The organism is Blautia sp. MCC283 (assembly GCF_018785565.1).
Classification (GTDB): Bacteria; Bacillota; Clostridia; order Lachnospirales; family Lachnospiraceae; genus Blautia_A.
Window position 1 is genome coordinate 61,360 of sequence record NZ_WQQB01000066.1, and the last position, 20,400, is coordinate 81,759.

The window sequence follows — 20,400 nt, forward strand, 5'->3', positions numbered from 1 at the left end:
CGCTGATCCAGGTGCCACGGCAACAGATTTGAATGTCGACGGAGGAAAGCAAACAGTACAGGCGCAATCGTAAAACTTGCAATGATTGATAAAACCGGACTAACAGTAACTTTTATTAGTCGATTTGGAAATATGCCTTGGTAATCAACAATTCCGGTTTTACTGACTAAGAAAATGAGGAGGATTCATAATGAGTGAGAAAACAGAGATTACTTTTATGCAAACAAGACTAATCCGGCTTGCTTCAGAAGAGTGGCATTTACCTGTTGAACAGATTATCCACTTGTTTAAAGAAGCCGATGTTCTTGGATATATAGAAAAATGCTATGGGATTTTTCATTGTGAAGGCGATGAAGCTGTGCTTGAAGATATTACTGAATTTTTGCAAAGAAAGGGGATAGAGATTAGTGCTTGAGTTAAAAGATGGATTTGTTCTCTATCATGGAAGTTATTGTGAAGTAAAAGAGCCAGATCTTGCCAAATGTGCAAAGAGAAAAGATTTTGGACAGGGATTTTATTTAACCACATCAAAGGAACAGGCAGAAAGTTTTCTGAGAACCTCAATAGCCAAAGCCATCGCAACCGGAACAATTGAAGAGGGGCAGAAGTTTGGATATATTTCAACTTTTGAATTCAAACTTTCAGAAAATCTTGAAACGCATATTTTTGAAAATGCAGATGTGGACTGGTTACATTGTATCGCCGCTCACCGAAAGAAAAAAATGTTTATTGAGGTTGAACGTGAAATGGCAAAATATGATATCATTGCAGGAAAGATTGCGGATGATGCAACAAACGCTACTCTTACCGCTTATCTTGCGGGTGCTTTTGGGACTGCAGGTGATAAAGTAGCAGACGATTTCTGTATCAGACAGTTGCTGCCGAATAAATTGAAAGATCAATACTGCTTTAAAACTGAGGCAGCTATTGAGTGTCTGAAATTTGTGAAAGGTGAGAAGATATGGCTGAAGTAACAATTCCAAAGGAAAAAATGAATTATACAATCGACCTTCTGATCACTATGGTGACAGATGAAATCGCAGAAGAGACAGGCAAGGACAGAAACGAGGTATTGACAGATTTTTTGTGTTCAAAGACAGGAAAAGCACTGTATGATGAGAAGACAAAGCTGTGGTGCACTGGTCCGGCATATATAGCTGAACTGTATATGGAAGAATTAAAGAAATCCTGATATGGGATGTGAGTTTAAATTTATACGACAATGGTGACAAAGACTTTCATTCCAAGGAGCAACAATTAAATATTTCAAAAACGCTGAGGTCAGCATTTCCTAATCACAGGACAACGACCTCAGTTTTTTATACCCAGGAATCGGCATTCATGAATAAGCCGGTTCTTTTTGTTTACAGAAAAAAGAAGGAGTACAAGAAAATGAGCAGAGCAAAAAATCCAAAGTATGAATCCATGTCATTGGAGGAACTGAAGGCCAACATGGAAAAGAGCAGACAGGAACTGGAGGCAGCAATTCACCACAAAAACATTCTGGAGCAGCGGAAGAAGCTGGTAGAACGCAGGGAACGTTCCCACCGGCTGATTGTCAAAGGGGCAGAGTTTGAGAAAGTATTTCCGCTGTCCAGAGATCTGGAACAGGAAGACGTCCAGGACATGATGAATCAACTGCAGAACAGCAGTTACAACAAGAGTATTGTGCGGCAGGCTCATATAGCCGCCTTACACAAAGATCAACAGCAGATTGCAGAAGCAGTAAAAAAGACAGAGAAGGGAGATGACAGTTAATGGCACTGTATCATTTTTCAGTAAGGAATGTATCCAGAGGGAAAGGGCAGATGGTGGTCGCTTCCGCAGCCTATATTTCCGGGCAGAGGATTTTTGACAGTTATTACAACAAGATACACGATTATACGAGCAAGTCAGGTGTGATATTTACAGAAATCCTGACACCGGAGTATGTGCCAGAGCGTCTGACTGACAGGGAAACACTCTGGAACGAGGTGGAGCATGTGGAACGGAACAACAAGGCACAGCTTGCCTATTCGTTTGACATTGCACTGCAGAATGAATTGACACTTGAGGAAAATATCAGACTGGCAAAAGAGTTCTGCCAGGAGCAGTTTGTGGCACGTGGCATGATCGTGGATCTGGCAGTCCATGAGGGAAAAGCGGAAAATGAAGAAGAACCGGATAATCCCCATTTCCATGTGCTTGTCCCAATCCGTCCTTTTACAGAGGAAGGAATCTGGGGCAATAAGCAGAGAAGGGAATATATTCTTGATGAGGATGGAAACCGGGTGAAGGATGCCAAAGGAAAAGATATGTTCAATGCTGTTTCTACTACCGGATGGAATGATCCGGAGCTTTTAAAAGAATGGCGGCGGGCATGGACAGAGAAAGTAAATGGGAAATTCAGGGAGTGCCACATGGCATCCAGAATCGACCACCGTTCCTACAAAGAACAGGGGATTGACCTGATCCCGACCATCCATGAGGGATATGAAGTCCGGGCAATGGAGAAAAAGGGAATCAAAACGGTGATCGGAGAATTGAACCGGGCAATCCGGCAGTTTAACCAGATGTTTATTTCTCTGAAAGAATCCATTCAGTGGATGAAGACAGCTTATGAGGAAATGAAAGCAGAGCTGGATCGCAGGCAGAACCCGACACTGCTGGAAAGCCTGCAGGATTATTATGATAAAAAGACACAGGGCAGACCACCACTTCCCAATTTTTATGCGGAGATGAAACAGAGAGGTAAGAATCTCTCCAATTTACAGGAGTTTGCAAAATCCATCAGTTATCTTCAGACACATCAGATAGAAACGATGGATGACTTGCAGGAACGGATTGAGGAACTGAACGGTGTTGTTTCTGTCAGTAAAAAAGAAATTTCTGAAAAGCGGAAACAGTTAAAGGAACTTGAGAATCTGGAAAAGATGGCAGAGGTAATAAAAACAAATCAGCCATTGATTGATGAGTATAACCATTTCTATTTTCAGAAAAGACGGGAGAGATATTATCAGCAGCATAAAAAAGAAATCAATTATTACCGCAAATGTGAACGGGAACTGAAACAACATCTGGATAAAAATGGAAAAGTGCCAACTGCCAGATGGAAACGGGAGAAAGAAGAACTTCAGGCGGGGATCGAAGAGCTGAAAGCAGATAATCAGCCGTACCAGGAGGAACTAACTTTTGTGAAAAAGGTACAGAGCTGTGCGGATATTGCCAGACGTGACCGGGAAATGGCAGAAGCAGATACTTCCGGGCGTTCAGAAGAAAAAAGGGAGAAGCAGGTGAAGTTCCCGACATTTTACACAGTTCAGGCGAAAGAGATTCTTGAAGAAAACGGGAAAGCAGAGCAACAGCCGTTGAACCAGTCGGAGCAGAATCCAGAAAAGAAGACCTCTCTTCTGAGAAAACTGGATGAAAAAAAGAAAGAGTGTGCAGAGCGTGATGCAAAACAACAGGCAGTGAAGAAAAAGCGAAACTATGACATGAGTTTATAACAGTCTGTCAGCAGGACAGACGGGAAAGGATGAGCAAAATGCAGTATACAGAAGAACAAATTATAAGAGCAAATCAGACAGATCTTGTTTCTTTTCTGAGCGCACAGGGAGAACAACTAGGGAAAAGCGGAAAGGAATACCGTTGGAAAAAGCATGACAGTGTAACGGTATCCGGAAACCGGTGGTACAGGCACAGTCAGGGGAGGGGTGGTTATCCGGTGGATTTTGTGATGGAATTTTACAATGCCACATTTCCGGAAGCTGTCAAGATGCTAACCGGGGAGGAAGGCGAAGGCAGGAACAGTACCTGCCCCGCCCCGTCCCCTGACTTCCGATTACCAGAGAAAGAGGAAAATAATGATAGAATCATCAGATATCTGACAGAAAACAGAGGGATTGAAAAGAATATGGTGGAGGAATGGATCGGCAGTGGGGATATTTATGAAGAAAAGAAGCACCATAATGTGGTGTTTGTTGGCAGAGATGCAGACGGTATTCCAAGATATGCCCATTGCAGGGGAACTGGTGAAACAAAATACCGGGGAGATGTGGCTGAATCTGATAAATCTTACGGATTCTGTCACAGAGGGACGGATAATCAGTTGTTTGTGTTTGAAGCAGCCATTGATCTGCTTTCTTTTATCCAATTATTTCCCAAAGACTGGAAAAAGCGGAGCTACCTGAGTCTGGGTGGCATTTCCAGTGCGGCACTGATGGCTTTTCTTTCTGAACGCCCTCAGATTACTTCGGTTTTCCTGTGCCTGGATAATGACCATGCAGGGAATGAAGCCAGTGAGAAATTGGCAATAGAAATCCCGGACGGATACAGTGTCATCCGTCTGAAACCGTCCCGAAAGGACTGGAATGAAATCCTCTGTGATAAAAATGCAGACAGGAAGAAATCAATCATTGAAACAGTTACAATGAAAGTACCGGAGAAGGAAGAACTGGTGCCGATGTTGTGTTATGAAGACATTGAACAGACCAGTGTAGAATGGCTGTGGTTTCCCTATCTGCCATTTGGAAAACTGACGATTATTCAGGGCAATCCAGGAGAGGGAAAAACTTATTTTGCCATGATGCTGACCGCAGCCTGCACGAACCGTAAGACTTTCCCGAACATGGAAGAGATTGAACCTTTTAATGTGATCTATCAGACTGCAGAAGACGGTATGGGAGATACGATTAAGCCGAGGCTGGTGGAAGCAGGAGCAGACCTGAGTCGGGTGATGGTCATTGATGATACAGAGGAAGCATTGACGTTATCCGATGACCGTATTGAAAAAGCAATCCGTCAGAATCAGGTCAGACTTTTAATCATTGATCCGGTACAGGCTTTTATCGGTGCCGATGTGGATATGAACCGGGCAAATGAAGTCCGTCCGGTATTCCGGAAACTGGGAATGATCGCTGAAAAGACCGGTTGTGCGATTGTGCTGATCGGACATCTGAATAAATCTTCAGGGACACAGAGTACTTACCGGGGACTTGGTTCTATTGATATCATGGCGGCGGTGAGAAGCCTGCTTTTTATCGGGAAAGTAAAGAAAGACCCGACAACAAGAGTACTGATCCATGAGAAAAGTTCTCTTGCACCTCCAGGTGAGACGATGGCATTTAAACTTGGAGATGAAGAAGGATTCCGCTGGGTGGGAGCTTATGAGATTTCCGCAGATGATCTTCTGGACGGAAAGGAAGGAAAGCCGACAGAAACAAAACTGCAACGGGGAACGAAACTGATCTATGAACTGCTTGCAGACGGAAATGCAGTCACAATCCGGGAACTGGATGAAAAGGCAAAAGCACAGGGAATCTCCCAGAGAACCATGCGAGAAGCCAGAAGCCGGATGAAAGAAGAACTGGATTATCGGATGAATGAAAAGCAGGAAAATACCATTCGATTAAAAAAACAAGGGAGAATGGGTGACGGCAGAATTTTGGAGTGAACGGCAGGCTTTATAGATACCCTATCTGCCGTCTGCCGTCTGCCGGTGCAAGGCAATCAAACGGAAATAGCAGGTATCCATACAGAATAAGGATTGCTGTGAATCTGGAACAAAAATGAATTGTAATATGGCGGATATAATGGTATGATTATCCGGTAACAGCAATGTTACGGGGAAGCACCTGTGACAGGGTGTGGCTGCCTCCTGATATTTACAGACCGGAGCCTTTCGGGGTTCTGAGATGAAAGAAAGGAGGTGCGTGATATGACAGCTTATGAGATTATCTCAATATTCTTAGGCGTACTCAGTTTACTGATCGCTTTTGGTAGCCTGTTAATTGCGATTATTGCCTTTCTTGATCGGAAGAACAAGAGGAAATAAAAATGCCTATCCTGTCTGCCAACAGGATAGGCGGTGGTCGTAAGACCATTTAGTCAACTCAGGCGGCATCCACTTTGGAGTGGGTGCTTTTCCTATAACAAATGTACCACACATTCCTCTTGTTTTCAATGGGAAAATTAAAATATGCAGTTCATCTGACAGGGATTTATCCCTGTCTTTATTATATCCCCAATTTCTGAAATGTTAATACAAAAATTTTAATATATGTAACCAACAGTCTGGGCAGTTAATCTGTAAAAATGGATTAGCTGCTCTTTTTTTGCAAAAAATGGAGGTTTTACAATGGCAGTGAAGAAGAAAATTATCAACATCAGAGTATATTTTGACGGTGATCAGGACGCAAAAGAAGTGTTTGCAGAGGTGATCGCACAGAAAATACGTGACACGAAAACAAAAGATAAACTTGCAATAATGAAAGATAAGCAGTATAATGATTATGAGTTCAGTAATCTGAAATCTGCGTAGGATGTGCAAAGTAACGGAGGTATCAGATGAACAACAGATATATGAGTAACAATATAGAAAGAAATGCAACCTGGAGAGTTGGTGTATACTGCCGACTTTCCAAAGATGACGAATTGACCGGAGAGAGTGCCAGCATCTCCAACCAGAGAGACATACTGGTGAATTACTGTCAGTCACAGGGCTGGCAGGTGGTGGATGTGTTTCAGGACGATGGTTATACAGGATTGAACACAGACCGACCTGATTTGCAGAGACTTCTCAAAGCCTGTGAAAAAGGACTGGTGAATCTTGTAATTACCAAAGACCAGAGCCGACTGGGACGAAACCATGTACAGACAGGATTTCTGATGGAGGAGTTTTTCCCAAAGCATGGAGTAAGGTATATCGCATTATATGATAATGTGGATACCTTTGCCGGAGACAATGAGATTGCCCCATTTAAGAACGTGCTGAACGAGATGTATTCCAGAGATATTTCCAAGAAAGTCCATGCGTCCTATCACCTGCAGGCAACCAAGGGAAAGTTTACAGGTGTTGTTCCACCACTGGGATATCAGAAAGACCCGGAGGAAAAGGGACATCTCCTGATTGACGACGAGACAGCACCGATTGTCCGGAAAATTTTCCAGTGGGCGGTGGACGGTCATGGGATTAACTTTATATCCAGAGAACTGGAACGCCAGCAGATTCCCTGCCCGTCATGGTGGCACCGGAAACGGGGACTCCGCACCTATTACACAAAATGGGAAAAGAAAGACCCGGAAAATGGGAAATATGTATGGGATGAATCCTATCTGAAATCCCTGCTGATGAATCCCGTTTACTGTGGTGACATGGCTTCCCAGAAAAGGTACTACCGTTTCAAGATTGGCAATCAGGGAGATAAAGCTCCGGAGGACTGGATCACAGTCAGGGATACCCACGAAGCAATCATTCCGCAGGATGTATTTGATCTGGTACAGGCAAAGATGAAAGGCAGGAAACGCCAGACAGAACAGGGAGAATACAGCATGTTTGCCGGATTACTCCGCTGTGCAGAGTGTGGCGGTGCGTTGACGTTGAAGAAGACGCACACCAAAGACCAGCATGAAGTTTATACCTGTTCCACTTATATCCATAAGGGGAAAGCACATTGTACCCAGCACCGGGTGGACGCTGATGACCTGTATGATGCAGTCCTTACCAGAATCCAGGAATGTGCAAAAGCAGTTACCGGAGACGGAACAGAACTGGAAAACCGGGTAAAGGAGTTATGCGAGGAAGATACACAGGAACACAGGGAAAGTCTGGAGAAGCTGGTATCAAAGCAGAAAGACCGCCTGGAAACGTTAGACCGGCTGATTGCAAAACTGTATGATGACCTTATCAATGACAAGATTACAGAATCTGTTTTTGATAAGATGCTGGAGAAGACACAGAAGGAGCAGACAGATATCAAAAAGGAACTTTTCCAGAATGAGAGTGTGCTGAATACGGAAGAAAAACTGGATGCACAGTCCCAGCAGTGGATTGACGATATTAGCGAGTATGCGGACATCAAAGAACTGGATGCCAATCTTCTGAACCGGCTGATCAGTAAAATCGTTATCTCAGAACCGCAGGAGAAAGACGGAACAGAAAATTACTGCCGTACTCCTGAAACGGTCACAATGGAAATTCATTTCAACTTAAAACCAATACCGGAGCTTGGAACCATCGAAAGAGGTTCCGGCTCCCATAAATAAGAAAAATCTATCAAAATTTAATCTATTTTAATCTTTTCAAGGCTCATTTCGAGCAAATATTTTCTCATAAAAGACATAAAACAGCTGATGGCTGGTGCCGGAATCATGCTGCTGGGAACTACCCTGATTCCACAGCTGGCAACATTGTTCTCTTAAGAGGAGTGGTAGATGAACACCATCATTGAGAGAATTACGGAAGCGATAAAGGATATCCTGATCGGGCTTATCAAGTCATGTTTGGATAACATGTTCACGTCTGTCAATGAGCAGGTGGGAACCATAGCCGGGCAGGTGGGACAGACACCGCAGGGATGGAATGCAGGGATCTTTAATCTGATCCAGAACATTTCCCAGACAGTAATTGTCCCCATTGCGGGACTGATCATCACCTTTGTCTTGTGCTATGAGCTGATTACGATGGTAACGCAGAAAAACAATTTCCATGAATTTGAGACTTACAACATTTTCCTCTGGATTTTCAAGGCGTATGTAGCCATTTATTTGGTGACAAATACGTTCAATATCACGATGGCGGTCTTTGATGTTGGCCAGCATGTGGTCAACAATGCCGCCGGGGTGATCTCCGGGAACACAGCGGTGGATGCATCAGAAGCAGTCGCAAGGATTGTGGATGCACTGGAAGATATGGAACTGGGGGATTTGTTCCTGCTATCCATGGAAACGCTGTTGATCAGTATTACCATGCGGATTCTGTCGATCATCATAACCGTTATTTTGTACGGAAGAATGATAGAAATTTACCTTTATACTTCCATAGCACCAATTCCGTTTGCCACCATGACCAATAAGGAATGGGGCAATATCGGAAACAACTATTTAAAAGGCTTGTTCGCACTGGCATTTCAGGGATTCTTCATGATGGTCTGTGTGGGAATTTATGCAGTTTTAGTAAATGCAATGACCATATCCAGTGACCTTCATGCAGCAATGTTTTCAGTAGCGGCTTATACCGTGATTCTTGCATTTTCATTATTCAAGACCGGAAGCCTTAGCAAATCAATATTCAATGCCCACTAACGGGCAGGAAAGGAGCGCATACCATGGCGTATGTACCAGTACCAAAAGACCTTACCAAGGTCAAAACAAAAGTAGCGTTAAATCTGACAAAGCGGCAGTTGATTTTCTTTTCACTTGCCGCAGTTGTGGGAATTCCGTTTTATCTGTTCATGAGAAAACCAATCGGTTCCAGTATCGCTGCCATTCTGATGGTAACGATCATGCTTCCGTTTTTCTTCATGGCGATGTATGAAAAAGACGGGCTTCCCTTTGAAAAAGTGGTGGCAAATATCATTCGACAGAAGTTTATATGTCCAGCGGTAAGACCATATAAGACAGAAAATTTTTATCAGGAGATTTCCACCCTTGTAAAAAAGGAGGGTGTGCCGGATGGCAAAAAAGACAAAGCAGGAGGCTCAGCAGGAGCGTCTGTCCCTGGCGGAAAAAAGAAACCGTCAGGAAAGAAGAAACAAAAAAAGCAGAAAAGAAAGAGAACAGGAAAAGCGTAGGAAGAAGCAGGAACGGGATCGTAGGAAACAGAAAAACATTCCTACAACTGCACAGCAGAGTATTCCGTATATTCGGATGCTGCAGGATGGTATCTGCCAGGTGACAAAGACCTTTTTCTCTAAGACAATTCAGTTTTATGACATCAATTATCAGCTGGCTTTAAATGAGGATAAGACCACGATATTTGAGAATTACTGTGATTTTTTAAATTACTTTGATTCTTCCATCAGTGTGCAGCTGTCCTTTATCAATCAGCAGGTGGATGTGGCAGAATTTGAAAAAAGTATTGATATTCCGGATCAGAACGATGACTTCAATGCCATTCGTGAAGAGTACCGTACTATGCTGAAAAATCAGCTTTCCAAAGGAAATAATGGTCTGGTAAAGACAAAGTATATCACTTTTGGAATCGAAGCAGAAAACCTGAAGGTGGCAAGACCAAGGCTTGAAAGAATCGAAACAGATATCTTAAATAACTTTAAGGTTTTGGGAGCCCAGGCGCATTCCCTGAATGGTCTGGAAAGGCTGGAGATTCTGTATCATGTGTTCAACCAGGATCGGATTGAACCATTTAAGTTCCAGTATAAGATGCTTCCAGAAACAGGATTAAAGACCAAAGATTTTATTGCACCGACTTCCTTTAACTTTTCCAAGAATCAGACATTTTTGATGGGAAGAACGATGGGAAGTGTGAGTTATCTGCAGATTCTGGCACCGGAGCTTACAGACCGGATGCTTGCAGATTTCCTGGATGTGGATGACAGCATCAATGTCAACATTCATATCCAGTCTATTGACCAGAGTTCTGCGATCAAGATGATCAAGAGCAAGATTTCAGATCTGGATAAGATGAAGATTGAAGAGCAGAAGCGGGCAGTACGTTCCGGTTATGATATGGACGTGCTTCCATCGGACCTTGTGACTTATGGAGAAGAGGCGAAGAACCTGTTGGAAGATCTGCAGTCCAGAAATGAACGAATGTTTCTTGTAACGGTTCTGGTGATGAATACCGCAAGGAAGCGTCAGAAACTGGATAACAATATTTTCCAGGTGCAGGGAATTGCACAGAAATATAACTGTTCTTTAAAACAACTGGATTATCAGCAGGAAGCAGCACTCATGTCCTGTATTCCACTGGGAGTCAATCGGATTGAAATTCAGAGAGGGCTTACCACATCTTCAACAGCGATCTTCGTGCCATTTACGACACAGGAACTGTTTCAGGAAGGGGAAGCTCTTTATTATGGATTGAATGCATTATCCAACAACATGATCATGGTTGATCGGAAACGTTTGAAGAACCCGAATGGACTGATTCTTGGTACACCAGGTTCCGGTAAGTCTTTCTCAGCAAAGAGGGAAATTACAAACTGCTTTTTGATCACGGAAGACGATATCATTATCTGTGATCCAGAAGCCGAATATTCGGCACTTGTGCAGGCACTGCATGGGCAGGTAGTTCGGGTTTCGCCAGTATCTGACCAGTATATCAATCCAATGGATCTGAACCTGAACTATTCCGAGGAAGATAATCCACTGTCATTGAAAGCAGATTTTATTCTGTCTTTGTGTGAGCTGATTGTTGGAGGAAAGAATGGACTGGAGCCGGTAGAAAAGACCATCATTGACCGTTGTGTGCGGTTAGTATATCAGGAATATCTTGCCGATCCAGTACCGGAGAAGATGCCAATCTTGGAGGATTTATATAACCTTCTGAGAAAACAGGAAGAGCCAGAAGCACAGCGACTGGCCACTTCGTTGGAAATCTATGTTACAGGTTCTTTGAATGTGTTTAACCATCAGACAAACGTGGACATCAATAACCGCATTGTCTGCTTTGATATCAAGGAACTTGGTAAGCAGTTGAAAAAGATTGGGATGCTTGTCATTCAGGATCAGGTCTGGAACAGGGTAACAATGAACCGTTCTGCTCATAAGTCCACCAGATACTATGTGGATGAGTTCCATCTTCTTTTGAAGGAAGAGCAGACCGCAGCTTATAGTGTGGAGATATGGAAGAGATTTCGTAAATGGGGTGGTATTCCAACTGGAATCACCCAGAATATAAAAGATTTATTGTCTTCCAGGGAGATAGAGAATATATTTGAAAATTCAGATTTTATTTATATGCTGAACCAGGCTTCCGGAGACAGGCAGATTCTGGCAAAGCAGCTGAATATCTCACCAACCCAGCTGTCCTATGTAACCAACAGTAATGAGGGGGAAGGACTTTTGTTCTATGGAAATGTCATTATCCCATTTGTAGACAGATTCCCGAAGAATTCCCTCTATAAAATCATGACAACTCGCTTAGAGGAGACTTCCGAAGCAGGTTAAATCAAAGGAGAAAACAATGTTACGAGCAATTTCATATGTATTAACTTTTAGTGGCGGTGCTGTTTTCGGCATCGCTTTTCTCTGCTTATTACAGGCAGGGAAAGGGTATCCGAAGAAGGAGGAGTAAGTAGTGGCAGAACAGAGAATGAAAGTCAGGGACAAGAAAGTCCAGAAGATGACCAAGGATGGTCTGGTGGAAGAAAACCTGACAGATAAATCTTCTGTTCGTGTCAGTAACCGTGCCAGTGATGTGCAGATGGGAAGAAAACAGGGGGAAAAAGAAGAAAACCTTGTGGATAAGTCTCCCCGCCAGTCTGAACGGAGTGGGAAAAATATTCGTCCCTCTGTGCAAAAATCCAGAGATGCACCGGAACTGATACGGACAGAGAAGCAAAGTGAGGATTTTGGACAGAGTAGTAAACAGCAAAATAGAAAAAGAATCCGTGCTGAAGTCGGAAAAGAATCCAGACTTGCAGAAAAATCCGAAGTCGGACAGTTAGGGAGACTGAAAGATAAACGTGCTGATCTATCAGAAAACAGGGGAGACAGCCGGAGAAATCAGACCGGTGGCAGCAAAAAGCCTAAACAAAAACAACGTTTGAAGTTTGCTTATGAGGAAACTGGTGCTTCTGTGAAAAATGACAAAGATATGGAGAAATTGAACCAGATGGATACGGATGGAGTCAATTTCCGCCATCAGAAACAGAAAGAAAAAGCCAAAAAGTTTTCTTATGAAGAAGCAAGAAAGAAAAAGGAAGCAAAGCAGCATTCCAAGAAAGCACAGGTCTATCAGGCAAATGAAGGAGAATCTCCTGGAAAGAAAAAATCCCGTTTGAAGTTTGGTGAAGGGGAATCTGTGAAAACAGAAAAAGCTTCTGTTGTCAAGAAAGCAGGAAGTGCAACTTCCGTAGCATTGCACCGTGAGATCAGCAAAAATGAAGACGATAATGCGGCGGTAGAAGGTGCCCATAAGTTGGAAGAAGGCGGCGAAGGTATTTACCGGCTGGAACAGAGAAGTGCCAGACGAAGGAAACAGAGGGCTTCCAGAAAGAGAAGCAGACTGGAGAGACAGGTAGAGAAACAGACACAGGCGGCAGCCCGTCAGGAGCAGAAGAAGCTGAAAAAGCAGATTCAGAAGCAACAGATCAAACGGGATTATGCCAAAGTGAAGCGAAGTGAACAGACAGTAGGAACAGCTGCAAAAGGTACGATTGATTATATCAAGAAGATTGGCGGCAAAGTGACCAACTTCTTTAAAGAAAACCGGAAGGTGTATATCAGTGTAGCAGTTCTGATCGGATTGATGTTTCTGATCATAACGAATGTCACGTCATGCTCTGCAGTGTTTTTACAAAATGTGATCACTTACACAGGAACCAGTTATCTGTCATCGGATCAGGCAATCCGGGAAGCGGAACTGTATTATACACAGCTGGAAGCTAATCTGCAGGAGCGGATCAACAACATGGAATCTGAAGAACCGGGACATGAGGAATACCGATATAACATCGGACCTATTGAGCATGATCCGTTTATCCTGATCAGTTATCTGTCAGCAAAGTATGAAGAGTTTACGTTTGAACAGGTCAAGCCGGAGCTGGATGCGTTGTTTGCAGAGCAATATCATCTGACTACAGAAGCGGTCAATGAGACTGTGACAGAGACAGCAACAGTAAGAGTTGGAGAATCTTTGGGACAGGTTGTAACAAGCGGATATTGTAATTGTCCAATCTGCTGTGGTATTTGGAGCGGAGGACCGACTGCCAGTGGAGCATATCCAACTGCCAATCATACCTTAGCAGTAGATGCTTCCAATCCGTTTGTTCCAATGGGAACAAAAGTGGTAATGAATGGTGTCGAATATACTGTAGAAGATACCGGAGCTTTCGCAAGATACGGTGTACAATTTGATGTCTATTATGACAGTCATGCGGCAGCATCTGCACATGGACATCAGACATGGGAATGTTATCTTGCAGATGATAACGGAAGCAATGAAGTAGAAGTGACCAGAACCAGAGATGTGGACACGCTGAATGTAACATTGACCAGTGGAAACCTAATGTCTATCTGTCAGGAAAGGCTTGGATTCTTCCAGAAAGAACTGTTCAGTGCCTATAATGATACGAAAGGTAATTTACAGATGTTTACGACACCGGTTGATTTTAACTGGTATTCCAGTGTGACCAGCTATTATGGATACAGGATTCATCCACTATCAGGAGCAAATCAGCTTCATAATGGTATGGATATCGGAGCACCGGAAGGGACAAAAGTAATGGCAGGGCTGACCGGAACAGTTACAACTTCTGCTTATAACGACAGCTATGGAAATTACGTCATTATCAAAGACAGAAAAGGTTATGAACTGCGGTATGCACATTTAAGCAGCCGGAGTGTATCTGCAGGAGCATCCGTCACGAAAGGTGATGAGATAGGTCTTGTAGGAAATACTGGTAATTCCACAGGAAGCCATCTTCATATTGAACTTCTGAAAAATGGAGAGCGGTTAAACCCGATCTTTTATCTGGAAACTGGAGAAGGAGCAGGCTTTGGCGGCAATGAATATACCAGTGAAGCAGCACAGCGTTTGTTAAATGAAGCAGCGAGATATCTTGGAACACCATATGTATGGGGTGGATATTCCCCAAGTGGATTCGATTGTTCTGGATTTGTAAGCTACTGTCTGACAAACTCTGGTGTAAGGAATACAGGAAGACTAACAGCACAGGGACTGTACAACATTTGTACACCAGTATCCCAGTCGGAGGCGCAGCCGGGAGATCTGATTTTCTTTACTGGAACTTACGACGCAGGGGAGCCGGTAACGCATATCGGAATCTATGTAGGCAATGGTCAGATGATCCATTGTGGACATCCGGTGCAGTATACGTCCATCAATTCCCCATACTGGCAGAGCCATTTCTATGGATTTGGACGATGGTAAGAAAAAAGGGCGGCTGCATCAGCCGTCCGGAAAGGAGAACCGATGAAAAGTCTTGAAAAAGCTACGGCAGATTATGAGAAAGCCAAAGAGAAAATGGAAGCTTCCAAAGCCAGATATGAAGCAGATTTAAAGCGGTTCAAGGCTGCGGAGATTGCAAAAACAGAAGCGGAAAATCTGGAAATTGTAAGAATTATCCGTGCAATGGATATGAGTATTCCGGAATTGGAAGCTTTCAAAAAGAGAATGAAAAATGAACTGCCCGGCAGGGTAGAAATACAGAAGGAGGAAACAAAAGCCGATGATGAATCTGGAAAAAATGAAACAGAAGAAGAGAACAATTACTAAAAGCAGGGTAAAAAAGAGCTTGCTTGCAGCAACGACATTTCTTTGCCTGACAACACCTTTGCTCCAGACACAGACTGCTTATGCAGCTGAGAATACCACACCTGCAATCACGATTGAGAAACCGGATGGCTGGAAACAGGGAGAAACAACCATTGCTGTTACGGTAGATGCCAGCCATATGCCGGAAGGTTTCTCAATAGCAAAGATTGAAGCAAAAGCAGGAAAAGATGGAAGCTGGCAGGATGTAACTGGAAGTGGAAGTATCACGATCACTGGAAATCAGACAGTGTACGTGCGTGTGACTGATGGTGAGGGGAAGGTCTATGAGCAGAATCGCTCTATTAAGTGTTATGACACGGAAAAGCCGACACTCTCTGCTTCCCTGACAGATGGTGTGCTGACGATTCAGGGGAATGATACAGTATCCGGGATTACTGCAGTAACAGTCAATGGCACCACTTATACAGATCTGAAGGATGGAATGCTGAGAGTGCAACTGACACAGAAAGATTTTACAACAAAACAGATTGAAATCACGGTAACGGATGGTGCCGGAAATACTTCTGAAAAGTATGTGTTGCAGAATCCTTATTATGAATGGGCAAAGAAGCAGGCAGAGAAACAGAAAACTTCAAGTAACAGCAATGGTGCGATGGCAACCACGACCAGTGCAGATGCAACTGGGACTGAGAAAACAACGACTTCACCACTTCCGCAGGATGCACAGGCTTCTGAGCCAACAGATGCAAAAGGAACTGTGGATGATCGGACAGTGACAGGTATTGAGGAACAGCTTAATAAAGAAGGCGAGACAGCAGATTCTGTTACTAAAACAGCTACGGAAGGCACAAAAGAGTTTTATACCATTTCAACTAAGAGTGGTAAGATTTTTTATCTGATTATTGACAATTCAAAATCTCAGGATAATGTGTATTTCCTTACAGAAGTCAGTGAGAAAGATCTGATGAACTTCACACTTTCTGATTCGGTGACACTTCCGGAAGTGGATACGGTTTATGCAGAACCAGAGAAAAAAGCAGAGGAAGAAAAACCGGAAACGACAGAGTCAGCCGAGAAAGATAAGGTAGAGGATGAAATCCAGATGCCAGAAGATAAAAGCCCGTTTGGAACGTATCTTTTGATTGCACTGGTTGCAGTCGGAGCTGCGGCAGGAGGATATTACTTCAAAGTCTATAAACCAAAACATGAATATGATGACGAGGATGAGATGGAAGAGGATGAAGAGGAATCCGAAGACTCAGAGTCAGAAAAACGGGAAGTAGACGATGCAGATGTGCAGGAAGAAAGTACAGAACCGGAAATCCTGAGAGATGAAGATTTTGATGATAAGGTGCTGGAAGATGAAGAAGAGGAGCAGGAGTAAATGAAATTAGTGATTGCAGAAAAACCATCGGTTGCGATGGCACTGGCTTCGGTACTGGGAGCTAGGACAAGAAAAGATGGTTACGTGGAGGGAAACGGTTATATCGTTTCCTGGTGCGTAGGCCATCTGGTTGGATTATGTGATGCATCGGAATACGATGAAAAATATAAAAAATGGAGATATGATGATCTGCCGATTGTGCCGGAATGTTGGAAACACAAGATTTTGGAGGGCACAAAGAAGCAGTTCGGAATCTTAAAGAAACTGATGAGAGATTCCGAAGTAAATGAAGTAATCTGTGCAACGGATGCAGGACGTGAAGGTGAGTTAATCTTTCGTTTGGTGTATGAGCAGGCAGGATGCAAAAAGCCAATGAAGCGGCTCTGGATCTCTTCCATGGAAGAACAGGCAATCAAAGATGGATTTGCGTCATTAAAAGACGGTTCGTGTTATGACAGTCTCTATCAGTCAGCACTTTGCAGGGCAAAGGCAGACTGGCTGGTGGGGATCAATGCGAGCCGTCTTTTTTCCGTTCTGTATAACCAGAATCTGAAAGTTGGAAGAGTGCAGACACCAACACTTGCCATGATCGTGGATCGAAATCAGAAGATCAAGGAATTTACCAAAGAAAAATATTATATGGCTCATATTAAGTTTGACGATATGGATGCGGTCACAGAGCATTTTCAGAAAAAAGAAGATGCTGAAAAGATTGCGTCTGATTGTGCAGAGCGTATGTGCGAAGTGGAGAAGGATGATGTGAAAGAGAAAACAGTCCGCCCTCCGAAGCTCTATGATCTGACCACCCTGCAGAGGGAGGCAAACAGAATGTTTGGCTATACCGCACAGCAGACACTGGATGCTGTGCAGGAGATGTATGAGCAGAAGCTTGTCACTTATCCGAGAACAGACAGCCAGTATCTGACAGATGAGATGGGAGAAAGTACTGAAACACTGATTCAGATGTTACTTGGGAAAATGCCTTATGCCGAAGGTCTGGGATATCAGTCGGATGTGAGTAAGGTATTAAATTCAAAGAAAGTATCCGATCACCATGCAATTATCCCAACCATGGAGGTAGCAAAAGCAGATATTGGTGAATTGAAAGAACGAAACCGCAAGATTTTGTATCTGGTCAGTGCCAGGGTTCTGACAGCAACCGCAGAGCCTTATATTTATGAGAGTCATAAATGTCAGATTACCTGTAATTATCATACGTTTTATCTCACAGCAAAGAAAACAAAGCAGGAAGGATTCAAGGCGATTGAAAATAGATTGAAACAGTTCTTTGGCGTAAAGAGTGAGAAAGAAGAGCCGGAGCTGGACATCTGGGCAGGCAAGCATTACGGTCCCTGTGATTCTTTTGTATCGGAGCATTTTACACAGCCACCGAAACAGTACACGGATGTGATATTTTGTGAGCGTAAGGAGTGGATAGGAATTGAAGAAAGGAGTTCAGCATGAGAAGAAAAAAAGATAAAAGCAATGGCATTACTGCTTTGTATGAAAGACTGTCTCGTGATGATGATAATGCTGGAGAGAGTAACAGTATAGTTCATCAAAAGCAAATGCTTGAAGATTATGCTATGAAACATGGTTTTACGAATCTTGTTCATTTTACCGATGATGGTTGGAGTGGAGCGACCTTTGACAGACCTTCATGGAACAGACTTGTTGAAGGTGTTAAAAACGGAGAAATCACTGCCTGTATCTGCAAGGATATGTCCAGAATTGGCAGAGATCATCTGCAAGTAGGTTTTTTCACTGACATTCTGTTTAGAGAAAAGGAAGTTCGATTTATAGCAATCAATAATGGTATTGACAGTGACCGTCAAGAAACCAGTGAGTTTGCCCCTTTTCTGAATATCATGAATGAGTGGTTTGTCAGGGATACAAGTAAGAAAATTAAAGCTGTACTGAAATCCAGAGGTTCTTCCGGCAACGCTCATACAAGTAATATCCCACCATACGGCTATTTGAAAGACCCCGAAAACCCCGACCATTGGATTATTGATGAAGAAGCTGCTGAAGTAGTCCGCAGAATTTATCGTATGACTATTGAGGGAAAAGGACCTTATCAGATAGCAAGAGAACTTTCAGAAGAAAAAATTGAAAGACCATCTTATTATCTTGGCAAAAAGGGACTTGGAAATCATGCAAGCAACTATGACAAAGAAAATCCGTATATGTGGCGAGGAAATCAGGTTACTACTCTGATTGCCCGACCAGAGTATATCGGAAAGACTGTCAACTTCAGGACATTCAAAAATTCCTATAAGGACAAAAAGACGAAAAGGGCAGATAAGGAAGATTGGGTGGTTTTTGATGATACACAAGAGCCTATTGTCGATGAAGAAACATGGATGCTTGCTCAAAAGTTAAGACAGAATGTAAGAAAAGCAGACCCTATGGGTGAGCCTAATGTTCTAACCGGAAAGATTTACTGTGCTGACTGTGGTGCGCCGATGTATAATCACAGGCAACGAAAAGGGCGTGAAAGAATATACTATACTACCAAAGGCGAAAAGCGGATAAGCCATTCAAATCCGGCAGATTGTTATGAATGTTCCACTTATAATCTTGCTTATCAGAAGTATGACCGGCATTGTACTTGCCACCATATTTCAACAAAAGCACTTAAAAGCATCATTCTGAAAACCATACAAGAGACTTGCCATTATGTTTCTTTGAATGAGCAGGAGTTTGTCTATTCTCTGCAAGAAGAATCGGCGATGAAAGATATTGCTGTTTCTGAAACTGTAAAAAAACGCATTGAAAGAAATCAGAAGCGAGTTCACGAACTGGATATGCTTATCAGGAAAATCTATGAAGATAACGTAATTGGAAGATTGCCGGACAGGCTTTTTCAGAGTATGCTTACTGATTATGAAAATGAGCAGAACGAGCTAAACAAGATTATTGAGACTGACACCGCTGATATGCAACGAATTATAGGCGGTCAAAATAATGTGGAGCGTTTTCTAAAGCTGGTTAAAAAGTATGAGAACATTACAGAGCTTACTCCTGCCATGATAAATGAATTTATAGATAAAATACTGGTTCACGAGCCACAGGGAAAAGGTGCAGACCGCACCACAGAGGTGGAGATATATCTTAACTATGTCGGGCAATTTCAAGTACCTGTGGAGCAGCATGAACCAACAGAGGAAGAAAGGATTGCTGCTGAAAAAGAAGCAGATCGACTTCGCAGAAAACGAGAATCCAATCGTAAGTATATGAAAAAGATTCGTGAGAAATCAAAAAAATTTGCGGAGCATGAGCGTATAGCAGAAGAAAATAATTCTGATAGCAAGCTGTGTGCTGAACAGAACGCCACAAGCAAATCAAATCGGCAAAAAGTGAAAGGAGAAAAAATAGCATGACAGAATTGAAACCACGAATCCATGACGAAAGCAACGGTCTGGACTATGTTCTTGTGGGCGATTACTATGTGCCGGACTTGAAGCTGCCGGAGGAACACCGCCCTATCGGTATGTGGGGCAGACTGCACAGGACATATTTAGAGCAGTACCACCCTGCAAGGTTCTCTGCCCTCTGTTTATCCGGCGAACTGCATACTTACCTTGCTGACCTGAACGAACAGGCAACGGAAAGGTGCAGCCTTATCATTGAGCAGATGAAACAAGCCGAGGGTGTGACCGAAACCATGAAAGCAGACAATCAGATATTGTGGGTACAGTCCATGAACTCTATCCGTAACCGAGCCGAAGAAATCATCAGACAGGAAATGATTTACTGCTGATTTTATCAAGTCCAAAACCAACAAATTTATATCGTAAACGAAGCGACAGGTATTTCCTTATGAAGTGTCTGTCGC

General features: G+C 43.1%; 19 protein-coding genes. All 19 read left to right on the plus strand.

Annotated elements, in window-relative coordinates; all coding sequences use genetic code 11:
• The first annotated feature begins 190 nt into the window (after positions 1 to 190).
• The 19 genes from GPK81_RS15355 to GPK81_RS15440 all read left to right on the plus strand — a co-directional run bounded on the left by GPK81_RS15355 (position 191) and on the right by GPK81_RS15440 (position 20,325).
• On the plus strand, positions 191 to 415 hold the full coding sequence (locus GPK81_RS15355; protein WP_003864584.1) for a DUF3791 domain-containing protein: 225 nt from the start codon (positions 191 to 193) through the stop codon (positions 413 to 415).
• Positions 408 to 974: a DUF3990 domain-containing protein gene (locus GPK81_RS15360; protein ID WP_020944841.1), complete on the plus strand. Its 567-nt coding sequence runs from the start codon at positions 408 to 410 to the stop codon at positions 972 to 974. Before GPK81_RS15355 ends, GPK81_RS15360 begins: the two co-directional genes overlap by 8 nt.
• Complete coding sequence (locus GPK81_RS15365) at positions 962 to 1,192, plus strand: hypothetical protein (RefSeq protein ID WP_003864582.1); 231 nt, start codon at positions 962 to 964, stop codon at positions 1,190 to 1,192. The genes GPK81_RS15360 and GPK81_RS15365 overlap by 13 nt, the downstream gene beginning before the upstream one ends.
• 200 nt (positions 1,193 to 1,392) lie before the next feature.
• Complete coding sequence (locus tag GPK81_RS15370; protein ID WP_015543456.1) at positions 1,393 to 1,758, plus strand: DUF3847 domain-containing protein; 366 nt, start codon at positions 1,393 to 1,395, stop codon at positions 1,756 to 1,758.
• Positions 1,758 to 3,485 carry a MobQ family relaxase gene (gene mobQ / locus GPK81_RS15375; RefSeq protein ID WP_003864580.1) on the plus strand — a complete coding sequence of 576 codons (1,728 nt, stop codon included), beginning with the start codon at positions 1,758 to 1,760 and terminating at the stop codon, positions 3,483 to 3,485. The genes GPK81_RS15370 and mobQ overlap by 1 nt, the downstream gene beginning before the upstream one ends.
• Positions 3,486 to 3,523: 38 nt before the next feature.
• Entirely contained in the window at positions 3,524 to 5,431 is a 1,908-nt protein-coding gene (locus GPK81_RS15380; protein ID WP_023843669.1) for an AAA family ATPase, read from the plus strand.
• Positions 5,432 to 5,695: 264 nt separating this feature from the next.
• On the plus strand, positions 5,696 to 5,812 hold the full coding sequence (locus GPK81_RS18065; protein WP_015543458.1) for a putative holin-like toxin: 117 nt from the start codon (positions 5,696 to 5,698) through the stop codon (positions 5,810 to 5,812).
• A gap of 303 nt (positions 5,813 to 6,115) precedes the next feature.
• Positions 6,116 to 6,298, plus strand: a complete 183-nt coding sequence (locus GPK81_RS15385) for a hypothetical protein (protein ID WP_015521925.1) — start codon at positions 6,116 to 6,118, stop codon at positions 6,296 to 6,298.
• Between the two features lie 26 nt (positions 6,299 to 6,324).
• Entirely contained in the window at positions 6,325 to 8,022 is a 1,698-nt protein-coding gene (locus GPK81_RS15390; protein WP_177969079.1) for a recombinase family protein, read from the plus strand.
• Positions 8,023 to 8,106: 84 nt separating this feature from the next.
• Positions 8,107 to 8,178 (plus strand): hypothetical protein, encoded by a 72-nt coding sequence (locus GPK81_RS18070; protein ID WP_255626455.1) that lies wholly within the window; start codon positions 8,107 to 8,109, stop codon positions 8,176 to 8,178.
• Positions 8,179 to 8,190: 12 nt separating this feature from the next.
• Positions 8,191 to 9,060: a VirB6/TrbL-like conjugal transfer protein, CD1112 family gene (locus tag GPK81_RS15400; protein WP_012744298.1), complete on the plus strand. Its 870-nt coding sequence runs from the start codon at positions 8,191 to 8,193 to the stop codon at positions 9,058 to 9,060.
• A gap of 23 nt (positions 9,061 to 9,083) precedes the next feature.
• The gene (locus tag GPK81_RS15405; protein WP_012744297.1) at positions 9,084 to 9,548 is read left to right on the plus strand and encodes a PrgI family protein; all 465 of its coding nucleotides are present in this window, start codon (positions 9,084 to 9,086) and stop codon (positions 9,546 to 9,548) included.
• A complete protein-coding gene (locus tag GPK81_RS15410) occupies positions 9,430 to 11,886 on the plus strand; it encodes a VirB4-like conjugal transfer ATPase, CD1110 family (RefSeq protein ID WP_173020512.1) in 2,457 nt (818 codons plus the stop codon). The genes GPK81_RS15405 and GPK81_RS15410 overlap by 119 nt, the downstream gene beginning before the upstream one ends.
• A 145-nt stretch (positions 11,887 to 12,031) precedes the next feature.
• Positions 12,032 to 14,833: a CD1108 family mobile element protein gene (locus GPK81_RS18595; protein ID WP_215653215.1), complete on the plus strand. Its 2,802-nt coding sequence runs from the start codon at positions 12,032 to 12,034 to the stop codon at positions 14,831 to 14,833.
• 42 nt (positions 14,834 to 14,875) lie between these two features.
• The gene (locus GPK81_RS15420) at positions 14,876 to 15,178 is read left to right on the plus strand and encodes a DUF4315 family protein (RefSeq protein WP_008688068.1); all 303 of its coding nucleotides are present in this window, start codon (positions 14,876 to 14,878) and stop codon (positions 15,176 to 15,178) included.
• Positions 15,132 to 16,562: a CD1107 family mobile element protein gene (locus tag GPK81_RS15425; RefSeq protein WP_330626631.1), complete on the plus strand. Its 1,431-nt coding sequence runs from the start codon at positions 15,132 to 15,134 to the stop codon at positions 16,560 to 16,562. Before GPK81_RS15420 ends, GPK81_RS15425 begins: the two co-directional genes overlap by 47 nt.
• On the plus strand, positions 16,563 to 18,026 hold the full coding sequence (locus GPK81_RS15430; protein WP_215707313.1) for a DNA topoisomerase: 1,464 nt from the start codon (positions 16,563 to 16,565) through the stop codon (positions 18,024 to 18,026).
• Entirely contained in the window at positions 18,023 to 19,945 is a 1,923-nt protein-coding gene (locus tag GPK81_RS15435; RefSeq protein WP_050006304.1) for a recombinase family protein, read from the plus strand. The genes GPK81_RS15430 and GPK81_RS15435 overlap by 4 nt, the downstream gene beginning before the upstream one ends.
• A complete protein-coding gene (locus tag GPK81_RS15440) occupies positions 19,942 to 20,325 on the plus strand; it encodes a TnpV protein (protein ID WP_007488505.1) in 384 nt (127 codons plus the stop codon). The genes GPK81_RS15435 and GPK81_RS15440 overlap by 4 nt, the downstream gene beginning before the upstream one ends.
• The last annotated feature ends 75 nt before the right edge of the window (positions 20,326 to 20,400 follow it).

Coding starts and splice junctions, on each gene's coding strand:
- GPK81_RS15355 (WP_003864584.1), top strand. CDS start 191: ATGAGTGAGAAAACAGAGATTACTTTTATGCAAACAAGACTAATCCGG.
- GPK81_RS15365 (WP_003864582.1), top strand. CDS start 962: ATGGCTGAAGTAACAATTCCAAAGGAAAAAATGAATTATACAATCGAC.
- GPK81_RS15370 (WP_015543456.1), top strand. CDS start 1,393: ATGAGCAGAGCAAAAAATCCAAAGTATGAATCCATGTCATTGGAGGAA.
- mobQ (WP_003864580.1), top strand. CDS start 1,758: ATGGCACTGTATCATTTTTCAGTAAGGAATGTATCCAGAGGGAAAGGG.
- GPK81_RS15380 (WP_023843669.1), top strand. CDS start 3,524: ATGCAGTATACAGAAGAACAAATTATAAGAGCAAATCAGACAGATCTT.
- GPK81_RS18065 (WP_015543458.1), top strand. CDS start 5,696: ATGACAGCTTATGAGATTATCTCAATATTCTTAGGCGTACTCAGTTTA.
- GPK81_RS15385 (WP_015521925.1), top strand. CDS start 6,116: ATGGCAGTGAAGAAGAAAATTATCAACATCAGAGTATATTTTGACGGT.
- GPK81_RS15390 (WP_177969079.1), top strand. CDS start 6,325: ATGAACAACAGATATATGAGTAACAATATAGAAAGAAATGCAACCTGG.
- GPK81_RS15400 (WP_012744298.1), top strand. CDS start 8,191: ATGAACACCATCATTGAGAGAATTACGGAAGCGATAAAGGATATCCTG.
- GPK81_RS15405 (WP_012744297.1), top strand. CDS start 9,084: ATGGCGTATGTACCAGTACCAAAAGACCTTACCAAGGTCAAAACAAAA.
- GPK81_RS15410 (WP_173020512.1), top strand. CDS start 9,430: ATGGCAAAAAAGACAAAGCAGGAGGCTCAGCAGGAGCGTCTGTCCCTG.
- GPK81_RS18595 (WP_215653215.1), top strand. CDS start 12,032: ATGAAAGTCAGGGACAAGAAAGTCCAGAAGATGACCAAGGATGGTCTG.
- GPK81_RS15420 (WP_008688068.1), top strand. CDS start 14,876: ATGAAAAGTCTTGAAAAAGCTACGGCAGATTATGAGAAAGCCAAAGAG.
- GPK81_RS15425 (WP_330626631.1), top strand. CDS start 15,132: ATGATGAATCTGGAAAAAATGAAACAGAAGAAGAGAACAATTACTAAA.
- GPK81_RS15430 (WP_215707313.1), top strand. CDS start 16,563: ATGAAATTAGTGATTGCAGAAAAACCATCGGTTGCGATGGCACTGGCT.
- GPK81_RS15435 (WP_050006304.1), top strand. CDS start 18,023: ATGAGAAGAAAAAAAGATAAAAGCAATGGCATTACTGCTTTGTATGAA.
- GPK81_RS15440 (WP_007488505.1), top strand. CDS start 19,942: ATGACAGAATTGAAACCACGAATCCATGACGAAAGCAACGGTCTGGAC.